Origin of the sequence: uncultured Bacteroides sp., assembly GCF_905207245.1 — a bacterium.
Classification (GTDB): Bacteria; Bacteroidota; Bacteroidia; order Bacteroidales; family Bacteroidaceae; genus Bacteroides.
This window is the reverse complement of the sequence record NZ_CAJLKP010000043.1, coordinates 35,175-50,989: the sequence shown is the minus strand read 5'-3', so window position 1 is coordinate 50,989 and position 15,815 is coordinate 35,175. Positions and strand designations below refer to the sequence as shown.

Genomic DNA, 15,815 nt, shown 5'->3' with positions numbered 1-15,815 from the left:
CGACAGTGGCAGGTAGACATCGAATAAAAGATCCTTATTCCGCTTGTCGAAGTATTCAACACTGATGTTCCAGCGGTTGAACAGGCGGCCTTCAAGAGCTATGCCATAGGCCTCACCCGTTTCCCATTTCAGGTCGAGGGCTTCATTCTGTGATAAGTAATAAGCGCCGATGTTGGCATTCTGACTACCGGCATATAGTCCCATGTAACCATAATATCCGGTTCCGGCATCATTACCTACCTGTCCGTAATTGATACGGAACTTTAGTGAGTTCACCCAGGTGACAGATTTCATAAAGTCTTCTTCCGATACGAGCCAGTTGGCACCGATACTGCCGAAGTTTCCCCAGCGATTCTTAGGAGAGAAGCGTGACGAACCGTCGCGGCGGAAAGAAACTTCCAGATTGTATTTCTCTGCATAGTTGTAGCGAATGCGTCCCAGATAACTCTCCGTGCGGTAGTCTGTTTCATAACCGTTCAGGCTGGTTATATCCGTGAAGTTCGATAAATTAGGTTTTCCGGCAAACGTCTCGGTAGTTTTGAAACCATACAGGTAATCATAGTTGTTCGAATAGTTTTCGTGGGCAACCAATGCATCTATGTAATGTTTTCCATACACATGGTTCCAGTTTAACTGTTGTTGGAAAGTATAGTTCTTATAACGATAAGTGATACGCTTGGTGCGGCCGTTGCTTCCTTTACCGTCACCGATGGTGGCATTGTCATAAGATGTTTGTTCCGAATTGCGCACGTTAAGGTCGCCTTTCAGGGTGAATGTAAAGTCTTTCAGGAACTTTACGTCGACAAAAGCGATACCCTGCAAGGTGTTTCGTACGGTTTTGTCGGTATTCAGTTCATTTTCCCAGATCACGTGGCGGTCTACATACTGGTTGCGCGTAGAGATGCTCACGTCATCATCATCCGTATAAAATCCCGGGTCGTACTGTTTGTTGCCAAGATCATCCAGGCGATAAGAGCCATCTGCATTGTGCAGGTGTACAGGGTAGATAGGCGCTATCTGGCGACAATACATGAAAGCATTGGTAAATGCTGCATCGCTGTTTCCATTGGTTGCCTGGGAATTTTGGTGTGTACCGGATAGGTTGATACCCGCTTTGAACCATTTCTTGGGAGTGAAACTCATGGACGTGCGTGCCGAGATACGGCTGAAGTCGGAGTTCTTGACATAACCATTTTCATCCAGATAGCCAATGGAGAAGTAATAATTGCTTTTCTCGTTGGCTGTGTTGCCACTAAAGGAGTATTCTTGGCGGTATCCACTTCGGATAGCATCTGAGTACCAATCGAGGTCATCAGCATAGCCGGGCAGTATTTGCGCATCCGCAACCAGATTACCGTTTGGGTCGAACAATTCATTGTCGGCTTTATTATAGATATTCAGGTACAACTGTTCGGAAATAAGGTTCTCCGTGGCATATCGGGCAGCAGTGGCGGCATCGTCACCGGCTGATATGCGTGCATTTTTCAGGTTCTGCCAACTGGCTTCCATGAACTGGTTGGGGGAGGTGCGCTTGTATTCTTTAATACCACGGGTGTAAACTCCCTGGTTAATTCTCAGGTCGAAGCTGATTTTGTTTGAAGTACCTTTTTTAGTACTAATCAAGATGACACCATTTGATGCGCGATTACCGTACAGTGCACACGAAGCGGCATCTTTCAGCACTGAGATACTTTCTATATCCGCCGGATTTATATCTGATATGTTTCCTCCGAAGGGAACGCCATCTACAACGTATAAGGGTGAACTTGAGCCGTTTACGGTTCCAATACCGCGAATGCGGATAGAGGGGTCGCTACCTGGAGCACCGTAAGTGCTATTGATTTGTACCCCCGAGGTTGTTCCTTCCAGAGCGGAAGTTACGCTGGAAGTGGGGCGCATTTCAATTTGCTTCTGGTCGACGGTTGAAATGGCTCCCGTCAGTGAAGATTTCTTTGCCGTACCATAGGCTACCGTTACAATCACTTCGTCCAATACTTGAGAATCATTTGCCAGAATAACCTTGAGCTGAGGTTTGATAGCTACTTCTTCTGTTCGCATTCCTACAAATGAAATGACAAGGGTTTTAGCAGAACTGGGAATATTGCTGAGGACGAATTCTCCGTTTACATCAGTAATCACTCCTTGCGAAAAACCTTTGACCAAGACGGAAGCACCAACTACCGGTTCGTTGTCTTCTTCTGAAATGACGACTCCGGTAATTTTAGAAACCTGGGCCATAGTTGCGCTCGCCCACAAAAACAGATAGGCCAGCATGACAAATAGTAGTTTCCTTTTCATAAGTTCTCTTTTTAAGTTAGTATTTTTGTTTCTCGAGTTCCACTAGTACTTATATTTATGCGAGAAAACTACTGCCCGGAGAACTTGAAAAGGCATTCGTGTCATAATATCACTTCGTCAGAATAGGCTTATTACGACAATATACTTAGGTATGAAACAGGTAATTATTAAATGAAAATTTGCTTTTTAATATTCAAAACGTTTGTTTTTTAATATAAATTCATATCTTTGCATCTACCATAACACTAAGTACTAGTGGAACTTAGGCTATATCAGAATGCTTCCTTTGACAAACAATGAGAACTTGGTTTCATATCCTCACGTATTCATAGATGTAACCTATGATGCCTCCGGTTATGGTTCCGATAAGGATAATGTTTTCCTGAGGGAAGTTTTATTTATTCAAGTTCTTCTTTCAGACCTTTCAATAGGGTTTCTATATTTTGAAAGTGATAGCGTAAGATGCCTTCCAGTTGTTTCAGAAAACCCACGTTTCCTGCCAGTTGCATCACGAATTGCAGGTGCAGGCCGATTTCCCGATTGTTTTGCAGGAGGATTTTGGGAGGGGTATTGCTTTGCATCATGTAGGCTCCACTGGCGTTTTGTATTTCGGCAATGCCCTGTCCCCATTCATGTGTACCTATTAGTTGCAGAATATGGATGAATTGTCTTAGTTTACGGTGTAGGCATTTCATATTTATGTATTCTGAATCCCCTCCCGTGTAATTTACATTCATGATGTTGGCTAATTGCAAATAATACGATTTCATTGCATCTTCTGATGGGAAGTCTGTGCGTGGGTGCATTGCTGCATTGGGTAATTCCTGAACGGCTACCGTTTGAGTGTTGTTTTCCATAAACCATTAAGTTTTAAAAGGTGAATAATTCGATTTATGGGAGAGGAGAAGAAAAAGAAAAAAGAGGCAATCCCCGCCTGTCCCATTGTCGAACATCTACCATGCAGCTGTTGGAGGTGCATTAACACTCCCCATGGGGGTGCAGGGACCGCCATATAGGAGTGTCGCGAACGGGCATAAAAATGCCCGCCACGGTTTCTTGGCAGGTTTCCCTGCTGCATGGTAAAAAAATATTCGACATCACAAAGGTACGATAAAAAATGAAACAGCAATGTAAAAAGGGGGAAGAAATAAGATCTGTTGTCTGATTTCATTCATTTCTTATCGGTTTGGTCAAAACGAACAGATTCTTCGTCACGATGCTGTTTAAACATCTTTCATTGCCCAATTAGATTTTCTTCATTGCCTACATTTTCTTCGTTCCACTATAGTGTTCCGCAAGGGTAACTATAGTGTTCCTTGCGGATAACTATAGTGGAACGCAAAGTGCACTATAGTTATCCGCAAAAAAAGTGCCTGGCAAATTATATCCCGATAGGCAGGCGATGAAATAAAGAATGCCTTTAGGACTCATTACTATAATAGAGGAAATAGGTGGTTTGATTCCTTTTTGACATTTTGTAGAGTACGGAAAACATTGCTGGTTTTGCATTATATAAGGATAGAAAGGAGACTAAACATATGGGACGAAGCTCCCGGTCTATATCTTATGGGAGGAGATATTGACGTAGTAGACAAAGTGGTGATGGAACTGTAACGAAAGAAAGGTTGAAAGCGGGGGGATTATACCCCCATGCACTCTCTGTAGAAGTCGAACATTTCAAAAATGGTATCCTTGTCCGTAGTCTGGTTGAGGCTGATGTCGCCTACCTCTTTCAGCAAGGTGAAGTTGATGACGCCGGCGCTGTTCTTCTTGTCATGCTTCATCAGTTCGTAAAGCTGGTCATACTGTTTGCAGTTGAAGGCGAAGCTCCCGTAGTTCTCTTTGATGAACTGAATGGTTTGTCGCATCTTCTCTTTCGGGAAACCTACCTTTATATAAGAAAGGTATAACTCGCAAACGATTCCCCATGCAACGGCATAACCGTGCAGCACCGGGCGGCCTTCGGCAAGGGCGAGGCTTTCAAACGCATGGCCTACGGTATGCCCCAGGTTCAGCGCTTTGCGGATGCCATGTTCCAGTGGGTCTTGTTCCACAATATCCTCTTTTACCTGTACGGAACGGCCCACCATTGACTTTAATGCGGCGTAATCTATCTTTTCTGTATCGAAAGCCAGTAGTTCGGTCAGGTGTTCAGGCGTGCTGATAAGTCCGTGCTTCAACATTTCGGCATAACCCGAGAAGAAGTTGTGTGCATCGAGGCTACGCAGGAACTCCGTTTCGAGGAGCACTGAGGCGGCAGGGGCGAAGACACCGATTTCATTCTTCAGTCCGTTGAAGTTGATGCCCGTTTTGCCTCCCACAGAAGCATCCACCATTGCCAGCAGTGTGGTGGGGACATTGATATAAGCGATACCCCTCTTGAAGGTGGAAGCGGCAAAACCACCCAGGTCGGTCACCATGCCGCCGCCCAGGTTGATGAGCAATGAATGGCGGGTAGCGCCTTGTTCGCTCAGGGCTTGCCATACGGAAGCCAAGGTTTCCAGGTTCTTATGAACGTCTTCGGCACCGATAATGATTTCTGTAGCTTCTTTCAGTGCCGGGATGCCGTTGAGTTGCGGCAGGCAAAGGCGGTGGGTGTGCTCGTCGGTCAGGATGAAGAGCTTGTCATGGGGACATCTCCCGATGGCATTTGTCAGGCTGCTTTCCAGTTCCTCGCAGAGGATTACTTCTTGTTTACTCATGATGTATTTGTCTTTTTTTAGTTCCGCAAAGATAATGCAAATCGAGTGCAGAACTTTCATGCTTGCATGAAAAAGTTATGCCGGGATGCAGCTTATCTTCTTTAAAGATAGGATTTCTCTCCGAAAGAAGTATCTTTGCAGACAACAAAACTTACAACTTCCATAAATGTATAACTTATAATTCTTAAATAAGATGAAAGCATTGTTACCGGTATATTGCCGTTTATTAGGATATGGTGTGATTGCATTAGCGTTATTCATTCCGATAATGCTCTATGTAATGGGGAAAATGACGGATGCCAACCTGCTGTTCTATAAAGAGTGTTCCAAGTTGCTGATGATGCTGGGTGCGCTGATGACTATCTTTGCCCTGACGAAGGACGAAAGTAAAAAAACGGAGGAAATACGTAATAAGGCTACACGCAATGCCATATTCCTGACCGTGCTGTTCATCTTCGGCGGTATGCTTTATCGACTGGCAAAAGGAGATATTATGAGTGTGGATACTTCCTCTTTCCTGATATTTCTGATACTGAATATTCTTTGCCTGGAATTTGGTATAAAGAAAGCGCGGATTGATGGGTTATTTAAGCGTGAACGTCGATAATTAGAATCTTTTATTTAATCCTCATTAAACTTTTTAATGGAAAGCTTGTCAAATGAATCAGTGTAAAAACAGACATTTTGTTTCATAAAAAACAGGCGCATGAAAAAAGTAATCATCGGAACAGCGTTATTGCTGACAACAACGCTTTCCGTTTTCTCTCAGACTAAAAACATTACAGTGGCGGGGCGTGTCGTTGAAGACGACACGAAAGAGCCCGCCGTACAAGCCACAGTACAGTTGCTTTCGTTGCCGGACAGTGCATTTGCAGCAGGTATCGCAACTACTCAACAGGGATATTTCACTCTCCCTAAAGTACAAGCCGGGAAATATGTATTGAAGGTTTCCTATATCGGCTTTCAGCCCACAATGCTTCCTTTGCAATTGTCGGCTCAAACTCCCAATAAGAATGTAGGTACGTTGTCACTGAAGACGGATGCCGTGATGCTGGCAGAAGCGGTGGTTACCGCAGAGGCCCCGCAAGTGCAGGTAGTGGAAGATACCTTGGTGTACAACTCTACCGCTTACCGTACGCCGGAAGGCGCCATGCTCGAAGAGCTGGTGAAGAAACTCCCCGGTGCCGAGATTGATGATGATGGTAACGTGAAAATCAACGGTAAGGACTTGAAAAAGATTATGGTGGACGGAAAAGAGTTCTTTGGCGGAGACGTAAAGACGGGCTTGAAGAACCTGCCGGTGGAGATGATTGATAAGTTGAAGACGTATGACAAGCAGTCCGACCTGGCGAGAATCACAGGCATTGACGACGGTGAAGAAGAAACCGTACTCGACCTGACGGTGAAGAAAGGAATGAACCGTGGATGGTTTGGTAATGCCGATGCTGCCGTGGGTACTGAGGACCGCTATGCAGCGCGTATGAACGTAAACCATTTTGTGGATAAGACGCAGGTCACTCTTATCGGTTCTACCAATAACGTGAACAACCAGGGCTTTTCCGGTGGCGGCGGTGGTCCGCGCTGGCGTCGCAACAATGGTTTGAATGCACCCAAAGAACTGGGTATCAGCTTTGCTACCGAGAATAAAAAGATAGAGTTGGGAGGAAGTGCCCAGTACAATTATAATGATGCCGACATTGCCAATGTCAATTCATCCGAGCGTTTCTTGCAGAACGGTAATTCATACTCCAACTCCAATTCACTCAACCGGAACAAGAATTCTACATTCAGAGCCGATTTCCGTTTGGAATGGAAGCCGGACTCACTGACGAACATCATTTTCCGTCCGAACTTCTCTTATGGAAAGACGGATAATGCTTCAAGCTCATTGACGGGAACCTTCAATGCAGACCCGTTCGCCTTGGTTGCCAATCCGAATGATTATCTTGACTTCGATGCTATAAGCACCGGAGATCCGTTGAAGGACATTCGTGTGAATGCCACGAACAGCGGTACGCTTTCTGACAGCAAGAGTATTTCGACTGATGCAACCTTGCAAGTCAACCGCAAGCTGAATGACAAAGGGCGTAATATTACGTTCCGTGGGCGCTTCGGCTATGGTGATAATGACAATAACCAGTACACGGAGTCTATGACGCGTTACTATCAGATTCCTACCAATCCGGATTCTACCCTGATTCGTAATCAGTTTATCACTACTCCGACAAATAACTATAATTATAGTGCGCAAATCACTTATAGCGAGCCTATTGCACGGGCCACTTTCCTGCAATTCAGCTATCAGTTCCAGTATAAATATAGTGAGAGTGACAAGACGACGTATGATTTGTATAAGATTAATCCGGAATGGGGGCTTGGCGAACCGTTGCCCGTCGGTTATCAAAACCATGCTGTGGACAGTCTGGGTAAATACGCTGAGTACAGATATTATAACCATGATGCTTCCGTATCATTGCGTTTCATTCGTGAAAAGTATCAGTTGAGTGCCGGTATGTCTTTCCAGCCGCAGAGTTCTAAGCTTTCTTATAAGAAGGGGGACTATATGATTGATACCACCCGTTCTGTGTTCAACTTTGCCCCGAATATTGATTTCCGCTACCGCTTCTCCAAAGTAAGCCAGTTGCGTTTTAATTATCGCGGACGTACAGGTCAGCCGAGCATGGAAAATCTGTTGCCGATTGTTGACAACTCCAATCCGCTGAATATCCGTGTCGGTAATCCGGGGCTGAAACCTTCCTTCACGCATTCCATGCGTTTGTTCTACAATACGTATAATGCGGAACTCCAACGGGGAATCATGACGCATGCCAGCTTCTCGGCTACGCAGAACAGCATCAGTAACAGTACCGAATATAATGAGGAAACCGGTGGACGCACCACAACCCCAAAGAATATCAACGGTAACTGGAGCGCGTTCGGTATGTTTGGTTTCAATACGGCATTGAAGAATAAGAAGTACACCATTAATTCATTCTCAAACATCAACTATCAGAACAATGTGGCCTACTTATACAATCAGGAAACCAAGATGGATGATAAGAATACGACAACAGGTCTGACATTGAGCGAGCGTCTGAATGGTTCTTACCGTAATGACTGGTTTGAATTCGGCTTGAATGGTTCTATCTCTTATACTGCCGAGCGTAACAAACTGCGTCCGGACAACAATCAGGAGCCTTATACTTTTTCTTATGGTGCCAATACCCAGTTGATGGCTCCCTGGAACATGACTTTCACCACGAACATCGCCAACCAGAGCCGCCGTGGTTATACGGATTCGAGCATGAATCGCAACGAGTTGATCTGGAATGCACAACTTTCGCAAACTTTCCTGAAAGGTGCGGCTACTGTTAGCTTTGAAGTGTATGACATTCTGAAACAACAAAGTAATATCAGCCGTTCGTTGACGGCAGATGGCCGTTCGGTTTCCGAATATAATGGTATCAATAGCTACTGCATGGTGCACTTTATCTATCGCCTGAATATCTTTGGCGGTAAAGCTTCTCGTGAAGGGCACAGAGGTGGATTTGGTGGCCCCGGAGGTCCTGGCGGACGTCATCCCGGCGGTTTCGGTGGACGACGTTTTTAAATCCCTTAACCAGTTATTATATATATTGCCATTTTAAGGCAAAAAGGTTGTGTCATATGCGTGGCACAACCTTTTTCTATTTCAAATGATGCACTTTTCGGTTTATTTGCCTGCGTAGAAACAGAAGCCGACGTGGAGTTCTACTCCGATATTGCGGGGAGAAACCAGTTTTTGATCCTCCTGGAAAATATACTTAAAGAAATCTTTGGGAAACTCCTTATCAATAGGAAGGAAACCGTATTCAGCACCGATACCTGCAAAGAAACGTTTGTATTTGAAGTCTACTCCAATACTTAATCCAATATCCAGGCGTTTCAGCCCTCCGTCTTTACTGAATGTCTTATGTGATTCTTTTCCTTGCTCAAGCGAAGTGTTTGGGCTTCCTTCAGTGAGGTCATCGGTGTCGATAGATTCTGAAGTAGCAAGCAACCAGTTGAGGCTACTTTTTCCACCAATGCCATAGGCGATATACGGACCTGCACTGAATTGTAGCCCGCACTGGCTGTCGAATGGCAAATAGAAAGCCATCTTAAGAGGAATCTGGAGGTAAAGAGCATTTACTTTTGAGTTAAAAGAACAGTGATATAGTTTTTCTAATCCGGTTACGGACGGGACATGGAGAATCTGAGTTGCTCCTTCATCAAAAGAATAGCTCCTGTTCAAAAGTTGGAGTCCCGTTTGTAGCGACCATGTCCGGTCAATCGGGAATTCAACCCCTAAACCGAAGCGGTATCCAAAGTTTGCATTGTAATTCTCGTTCTTGGTGATGCCGGTTAATCCGGTTCCGGCTTGTACGTTAATCTTTGCTTGTGAGTAACAGATAGTCGTGGATAAACCCAATAGAAGGATGATTAGCAGTTGTCTTTTCATATTTTATTATTTTAGTGTATATTTTGCAAATATATGTAAATACTTTAAAGTCAATCCTTTTTTCCTTATAAAAAAATAGGAATTCTTTAATTTTCTCTATATTTGCTTCCATGATTGATTGGAACTCCATACTTAACCTGGTAGCCACTGTTGCTTTTGACATCATTTACTTTGGTGCTATTATCGGAACTATTGTCGTCGTCGTCCTCGACAATCGTAATCCGGTGAAGACGCTTGCGTGGATATTGGTGCTGATGTTTCTACCTGTTGTGGGGCTAGTCTTCTATTTCTTCTTTGGACGTAGCCAAAGGCGCGAGCGGGTGATAGGGAACAAGATTTATAACCGCCTGCTTAATAAACCGATGGTAGAATATCTGGCACAGGATGCCTCTACCTTGCCTATGGCTTATAGCCGGCTGATCTCTTTGTTCCGTAACACCAATCAGGCACTTCCCTTCGACGGCAACCGTGTGGAAACTTACACCAGTGGCGTCTCCATGCTGCAATCCTTGTTGCGCGAGTTGGATAAAGCTCAGAAGCATATTCATATTGAGTTCTATATCTTTGAAGATGATGCCATCGGGCGCATGGTGCGCGATGTCTTGATAGAAAAAGTCCGGATGGGTGTTGAAGTGCGTGTCATTTACGATGATGTAGGCTGCTGGCACGTCCCCAATCGCTTTTATGATGAGATGCGTGCGGCGGGTATCGAGGTGCGCAGCTTCCTGAAAGTGCGCTTTCCTGTGTTCACCAGTAAAGTGAACTACCGTAATCATCGTAAGATTGTGGTTATTGACGGGCGTGTAGGCTTTGTGGGTGGGATGAATCTGGCAGAACGTTATATGCGGGGCTTCTCGTGGGGCATCTGGCGAGATACACACCTTTTGCTGGAAGGTAAAGCCGTACATGGCTTGCAGACGGCTTTCTTGCTCGACTGGTATTTTGTAGACCGCACATTGATTAGTGCTTCCCGCTATTTTCCTAAACTGGAAGCCTTCGGCACTTCTCTCGTGCAGATTGTGACAAGTGACCCTATCGGCCCTTGGAAAGAGATTATGCAAGGGTTGAGTATGGCAATATCTGGCGCGAAAAAATACTTCTATATACAAACCCCTTACTTCCTGCCCACCGAGCAGATATTGGCTGCTATGCAAACAGCCGCATTGGCAGGGGTGGACGTTCGTTTAATGCTGCCCCTGCGTGCTGACAACCGCCTCACGCACTTAGGCTCTTGTTCTTATCTGGCAGATGTGTTGCAAGCAGGTGTGAAGGTTTATTTCTATAAGAAAGGTTTTCTGCATTCCAAACTGATGGTATCGGATGATGAGCTTTCCACCGTCGGCTCCACCAATGTGGACTTCCGCAGCTTCGAACATAATTTTGAAGTGAATGCCTTTATCTACGATACCGAAACAGCTTTGCAGATGCGTGAAGTCTTCCTTCAGGACCAACGGGACAGTGTGCAGATATTCCTTAAAAACTGGGTGAAACGCCCTTGGTGGCGAAAGGCAGCCGAGAGCGTGGTACGCTTGATGGCGCCGCTTTTATAATTTGAAGAGTGAGAAGTTCACGCTACCATAAACCCGCCTTTCCACAAAGTTCGGATGATCTTCGAAGTTGTCTTTCTTTCCATGTTCCAGTATGAACAGTCCTTCTGCTTTCAGGAGGTTATTCTCAAATATAAGGTCGGGGATGGTTTCCAAGCCTTTCAACTCATAAGGAGGGTCGGCAAAGATGAAGTCGAATTGTTCGCGTCCCCCTTTGATGAACTTAAATACATCGCCGCGGATGGGGATACATTTGTCAGTCTTCACCTCCTGCATTATTTTGCAGATGAATGCGTGATGGTCCCGGTCTTTTTCAATACTGATTACCCGGTCGCAACCGCGTGACACTAACTCTATGCTGATGCTGCCTGTCCCTGCAAAGAGGTCGAGGGCAGATACTCCGTCTTCAAAATCCAGATAGTTGGAAAGTACGTTGAATAGGTTCTCTTTGGCAAAATCCGTTGTAGGACGTGCCTTGAAGGTGCGGGGGACGTCGAACCTTCTGCTTTTATATATTCCACTGATTACTCGCATGCTGTTATGGCCTGTAGGTCGAGGTTAGTGGCAGGATTCATGACGAATACCTGCCGGATGAATTTTCGTAGTTCACTGAGCAAAACTTCTTTGTCGGACAAGTAACCGGTAAGGTGCAGTTCGTCGCGTTCCTGTTCAAAGCCGAGTTGCTTCCATATATATAATAGGTAGTAGATGCGGTCTGCCGTTTGTCCGCATTCAAAAGAGTTGGCAAGCAACAAGCGGTTGCGGTCGTAGCAATACAGGTCGACAGCATTTTTCCGCAGGTGGGCGTACATTTTCCGGCTGTTGCCCAGACGGCTTTTGCTGGAGAAATGTTCGATGAATGAGCTTGCCTGCGAATAGAATCTTACATCAGGATACTGTTCGCACAAGAAGGAGCGGGTGCTTTTATCCATACTGAACAACACTACGGCATTGTTTTTCCGCAGAATGTTGTACTGCACTACTTCATTTTCCCGCTTCGGGTGATTGTGATAAAAAAGCATTTCCGTTTGTTCGTCTTCGAAGAACTCAAGTGGTACAAGGGTGAAACGCCTGCCTGCCATGAGTACGTTTACACGGCGGTAAGGATGGTTCAACCATTCTACTTCACGGAAAGTATGTTTCAGATTGGCTGTGAGGGATAAGGATTCTTCCACTTTCCGGTCAAAGAAAGAGAGTTCGCCTTCACCCAAAGGGTTGAATACAGAAAAAGAAAATCCATCCGCGCTAAGGCGGATGGATAACGTATATTGTTCCGATTTACTAAAGTCAATCGTTTCTATCATACAATGTTTTGAGGTTGGGGGATTATTCCCAGTTACCTGCGTTGTTGTTAGCTGTTTCCAAACTACCAATCATCAGACCGCAGTATTTACCCAACTTAGTTTGTACGTCTTTCATATTGGCAATTTCTTGCTTATCCAGACCGTTCAGGTAAGTTTCATACGGAGTCTTCACTTCGAGCAGACAGAAAGGAGCACCTGATTTAGCAGTATCGTTCTTGATAGCCATTTCGAATTGTGCACCGTTACCGTAAGGTACATATCTCATAGAGTCAGCATTGAAACCTTTGGGGAACACAGTATCCAATACGGCAACCCACAAAGTATCGCGCTTGAAGTTTTCCAGACCGGCTTTCTTTACTTCATCATACTTTCCTGTTTTCTTAGCTTTGTTGATGATAGCAATAGCCTTTTTCTCGGTCATACCGTCTTCCAACTGCTTGTCATTCAATTCACCTTCTTTGTAGATGAAAGGTAATTTCTGGTTTTTAACAAAGTTAATCAGGGTGTCGAAACTTGCCGTGTACTGTTGGTGGTTCAAGTTACGGTACTCCTGCTGTGCTTTACGGATGTCCATTAAACGGGCGATAACGGCCTTCTCTCTGTGTTTTTTAGCCTTTTCGAAATTAATAGGACCCATAATGCTCGCATAGCAAATGTAAATCAATACCACTGCACACAAGCCTAAAACGACATTAAATACTGTTTTCATGATAAATATGTTTTTTAGTTGTTATATTCGTACCGCAAAAATAAAATAAATAATTCTAATGGCGATAGTTCCTGTAACTTTTTTCTATTACAAAAATGATAAATAACTATTTAGAAACGCAAATTAAGGAAAATTTTCCTTATGAACCAACTTTTGAACAAGAAATAGTACTAAAATCATTAGCTGCCTTCTTGTTATCTCCCCGTAATGATGCGGTTTTTGTGCTGCGAGGGTATGCCGGTACGGGAAAAACGTCGCTGGTAGGAGCATTGGTACGGACGTTGGACAAGTTACAACAGAAGTCTGTTCTGTTGGCTCCTACGGGGCGGGCAGCGAAAGTATTTTCTGCTTACGCGGGACATCCGGCGTTTACCATTCACAAAAAGATTTACCGTCAGCAATCTTTCTCCAATGAGGTGAGCAATTTCTCTGTGAATGATAATTTGACTACACACACCTTATATATTGTAGACGAGGCTTCGATGATTTCGAATGAGGGATTGTCCGGTGCTGTGTTCGGAACGGGGCGGTTGCTCGACGACCTGATACAGTTTGTTTATTCCGGCACCGGATGTCGTCTGATATTGATGGGGGATACTGCACAGCTTCCTCCGGTGGGAGAAGAACAAAGTCCTGCTTTGTTTGCCGAGGCATTGAAAGGTTATGGACTGGAAGTGATAGAGGTTGACTTGACGCAGGTGGTGCGCCAAGTGCAGGATTCGGGTATCTTGTGGAATGCTACCCGATTGCGTCAACTCATAGCTGAAGATGCTTGTGAAAGTCTGCCTAAAATAAAGGTATCGGGTTTTGCCGATATAAAAGTGGTGCCGGGCGATGAACTGATAGATACGCTGGGCACTTGCTACGACCGTGACGGGATGGACGAAACCATTGTAGTCTGCCGCTCAAACAAGCGGGCAAATATATATAATAATGGTATACGTGCGCAAATTCTCTGGCGGGAAGATGAACTGAACACGGGCGACTTGTTGATGGTGGCGAAGAATAATTACTACTGGACAGAGAAAAGTAAAGAGATGGATTTTATTGCCAATGGTGAGATTGCTGTTCTTCGCCGGATGCGTCGGACACGTGAACTGTATGGTTTCCGTTTTGCGGAGGTATTGCTTGCCTTTCCTGATTACGGGGATTTTGAACTGGAAGTCAATTTGTTGCTGGACACTTTGCATACGGATGCACCTGCCTTGCCCAAAGCGGATAATGACCGTTTGTTTTATGCCGTACTCGAAGATTACGCTGACATTTCTATGAAACGCGAACGAATGAAGAAGATGAAGGCAGACCCACATTATAATGCTTTGCAGGTGAAGTACGCTTATGCCGTCACTTGCCATAAAGCCCAAGGCGGGCAATGGAAGAATGTATTTCTCGACCAGGGATATATGACGGATGAGTATCTGACACCGGATTATTTCCGTTGGCTATATACGGCTTTTACTCGTGCCACAGGCACTTTGTATTTAGTGAACTATCCGAAGGAGCAGATATTATAAGGTATTGAAAATAAAAAAAATATCGGTTTCTATGCAGTAATTAATTAAATCGTGCATTTCCATTATATGAAGTCAGACTAAATAAACTAAAACAATGAAATACATCTACTCTATTCTAATGTTGATTTCACTCTTGTTTGTAGGTACTGCATGTGAGAGTGATTACCGTGATATGGTCTTCTTTACGGGTGATGCTCCTATTTATCAGATAGGGACGTGTGATAACCTGACTGGCTCCGTAAATCTCTACTTGACTAAACCTGATGGTATAGTTGTCGGTGTGGATGGCGGTGACAATAACTATTCTATAGTAAATGGAGATAATTCCATAGCAACTGCTGTTTTTGTAAAGAGTGAGAATGGTTATCAACGTATACAGGTAACTCCTAAAACGGAGGGGCAGGTTGTGATAATAGTAAGGGATGGTAGTGGTAACTCTGCATCGTTGCAGGTGACGGTAGATGAGCGTGTGAAGTTGGTTTTGTATAAAGTGAAAGAAGGTATAGTAATTACCGGAGACGTTACGGAAGAACAAAAAACTGAAATCATGAACGCTTTTGTGAATACTTTTACCGTGAAACTGGGAGGAAGCTATGAGTTATTACCAGATGATGAATATGAAATGTGGGAAGGTGGAGTATTGCGTGTCCGTCCGGATGATTCTACGATTGCTCCTATGATAGGACAGTATGAAAGAGTACCGATCCTTGAAGGTGAGACTGGACAAGCTGGTTGGCTATTTACTTATAATGAAGAGAAACATCTTTATCGTGCCGGTGCTCTTCCTGAAACTACCAGAACTTCTTTAGAAAGTGCACAGTGGGATCTTTGGGAGGATGTTACTGATATTTGTCCGATAGAGGTTCCGGAGGGATGTAAAGTCTATCATATAGAACGTCTATCACAATATAATTATGTGGAGAAGAACTAAGAAGGTATACTAATCCGGCCTTTTTTGTCAAGAGAGAATTTATGGATGTTTAACGGAACGGGAGAGCTTCGGCTTTCCCGTTTCTATTTTCTGCAAACAGATGGTGCGTTTACTTTAAACAGATGATGTGTTTTACTCAAACAGATGGTATGTTTGGGATGATTACATCGTTTGTTTTACTCCATTACATAGTATGTTATTGTATAAAACATACTATCTTATACTCATTTCCCTCTATAGATACAAAAAAAGAGAAGAAACATTCGCTTCTTCTCTTTTACTATATATTTTCCCGAATCTAAATCAGGATTACTTTGACAAAGATACGAC

12 protein-coding genes are annotated in these 15,815 nt (G+C 44.2%); 5 read left to right on the top strand and 7 right to left on the bottom strand.

Going from position 1 to position 15,815, the window contains the following annotated elements:
* From QZ135_RS14020 to aroB, 3 genes are all read right to left on the bottom strand, one after another.
* A partial coding sequence (locus tag QZ135_RS14020) for a SusC/RagA family TonB-linked outer membrane protein (protein ID WP_294610405.1) occupies nt 1–2,298 on the bottom strand: 2,298 nt, incomplete at its 3' end.
* Nucleotides 2,299–2,696: 398 nt separating this feature from the next.
* Nucleotides 2,697–3,155, bottom strand: a complete 459-nt coding sequence (locus QZ135_RS14015) for a hypothetical protein (RefSeq protein WP_294610402.1) — start codon at nt 3,153–3,155, stop codon at nt 2,697–2,699.
* Between the two features lie 783 nt (nt 3,156–3,938).
* The gene (aroB, locus tag QZ135_RS14010) at nt 3,939–5,000 is read right to left on the bottom strand and encodes a 3-dehydroquinate synthase (protein WP_294610399.1); all 1,062 of its coding nucleotides are present in this window, start codon (nt 4,998–5,000) and stop codon (nt 3,939–3,941) included.
* A 193-nt stretch (nt 5,001–5,193) separates the two neighbouring features.
* On the opposite strand from aroB, the gene QZ135_RS14005 reads away from it, so the two are divergent.
* Together QZ135_RS14005 and QZ135_RS14000 are read left to right on the top strand one after the other, a co-directional pair.
* Nucleotides 5,194–5,607 carry a hypothetical protein gene (locus QZ135_RS14005; RefSeq protein WP_294610396.1) on the top strand — a complete coding sequence of 138 codons (414 nt, stop codon included), beginning with the start codon at nt 5,194–5,196 and terminating at the stop codon, nt 5,605–5,607.
* A gap of 99 nt (nt 5,608–5,706) precedes the next feature.
* Complete coding sequence (locus QZ135_RS14000; protein WP_294610393.1) at nt 5,707–8,610, top strand: TonB-dependent receptor; 2,904 nt, start codon at nt 5,707–5,709, stop codon at nt 8,608–8,610.
* A 102-nt stretch (nt 8,611–8,712) separates the two neighbouring features.
* Here the strand turns inward: QZ135_RS14000 and QZ135_RS13995 are convergent, their stop codons facing one another.
* The gene (locus QZ135_RS13995; protein ID WP_294610390.1) at nt 8,713–9,480 is read right to left on the bottom strand and encodes a porin family protein; all 768 of its coding nucleotides are present in this window, start codon (nt 9,478–9,480) and stop codon (nt 8,713–8,715) included.
* A 110-nt stretch (nt 9,481–9,590) separates the two neighbouring features.
* On the opposite strand from QZ135_RS13995, the gene cls reads away from it, so the two are divergent.
* Complete coding sequence (gene cls / locus QZ135_RS13990) at nt 9,591–11,030, top strand: cardiolipin synthase (protein WP_294610387.1); 1,440 nt, start codon at nt 9,591–9,593, stop codon at nt 11,028–11,030.
* Here the strand turns inward: cls and QZ135_RS13985 are convergent.
* Genes QZ135_RS13985 through QZ135_RS13975 form a run of 3 tightly spaced genes read right to left on the bottom strand, consistent with a single transcriptional unit; the run spans nt 11,025 to nt 13,040 of the window.
* On the bottom strand, nt 11,025–11,561 hold the full coding sequence (locus QZ135_RS13985) for an RsmD family RNA methyltransferase (protein WP_294610384.1): 537 nt from the start codon (nt 11,559–11,561) through the stop codon (nt 11,025–11,027). The genes cls and QZ135_RS13985 overlap by 6 nt on opposite strands.
* Nucleotides 11,552–12,331: a DUF3822 family protein gene (locus QZ135_RS13980; protein WP_294610382.1), complete on the bottom strand. Its 780-nt coding sequence runs from the start codon at nt 12,329–12,331 to the stop codon at nt 11,552–11,554. The genes QZ135_RS13985 and QZ135_RS13980 overlap by 10 nt, the downstream gene beginning before the upstream one ends.
* A 22-nt stretch (nt 12,332–12,353) precedes the next feature.
* Entirely contained in the window at nt 12,354–13,040 is a 687-nt protein-coding gene (locus QZ135_RS13975; protein ID WP_294610379.1) for a hypothetical protein, read from the bottom strand.
* A gap of 95 nt (nt 13,041–13,135) precedes the next feature.
* On the opposite strand from QZ135_RS13975, the gene QZ135_RS13970 reads away from it, so the two are divergent.
* A complete protein-coding gene (locus QZ135_RS13970; RefSeq protein ID WP_294610376.1) occupies nt 13,136–14,554 on the top strand; it encodes an AAA family ATPase in 1,419 nt (472 codons plus the stop codon).
* Between the two features lie 94 nt (nt 14,555–14,648).
* Nucleotides 14,649–15,485: a hypothetical protein gene (locus QZ135_RS13965; protein ID WP_294610373.1), complete on the top strand. Its 837-nt coding sequence runs from the start codon at nt 14,649–14,651 to the stop codon at nt 15,483–15,485.
* The last annotated feature ends 330 nt before the right edge of the window (nt 15,486–15,815 follow it).

Bases quoted from the DNA above. Each gene is read 5' to 3' on its own strand.
- QZ135_RS13985 (WP_294610384.1), bottom strand. From the start codon at position 11,561: ATGCGAGTAATCAGTGGAATATATAAAAGCAGAAGGTTCGACGTCCCC.
- QZ135_RS14000 (WP_294610393.1), top strand. From the start codon at position 5,707: ATGAAAAAAGTAATCATCGGAACAGCGTTATTGCTGACAACAACGCTT.
- aroB (WP_294610399.1), bottom strand. From the start codon at position 5,000: ATGAGTAAACAAGAAGTAATCCTCTGCGAGGAACTGGAAAGCAGCCTG.
- QZ135_RS14005 (WP_294610396.1), top strand. From the start codon at position 5,194: ATGAAAGCATTGTTACCGGTATATTGCCGTTTATTAGGATATGGTGTG.
- QZ135_RS13995 (WP_294610390.1), bottom strand. From the start codon at position 9,480: ATGAAAAGACAACTGCTAATCATCCTTCTATTGGGTTTATCCACGACT.
- QZ135_RS13965 (WP_294610373.1), top strand. From the start codon at position 14,649: ATGAAATACATCTACTCTATTCTAATGTTGATTTCACTCTTGTTTGTA.
- cls (WP_294610387.1), top strand. From the start codon at position 9,591: ATGATTGATTGGAACTCCATACTTAACCTGGTAGCCACTGTTGCTTTT.
- QZ135_RS13980 (WP_294610382.1), bottom strand. From the start codon at position 12,331: ATGATAGAAACGATTGACTTTAGTAAATCGGAACAATATACGTTATCC.
- QZ135_RS14015 (WP_294610402.1), bottom strand. From the start codon at position 3,155: ATGGAAAACAACACTCAAACGGTAGCCGTTCAGGAATTACCCAATGCA.
- QZ135_RS13970 (WP_294610376.1), top strand. From the start codon at position 13,136: ATGATAAATAACTATTTAGAAACGCAAATTAAGGAAAATTTTCCTTAT.
- QZ135_RS13975 (WP_294610379.1), bottom strand. From the start codon at position 13,040: ATGAAAACAGTATTTAATGTCGTTTTAGGCTTGTGTGCAGTGGTATTG.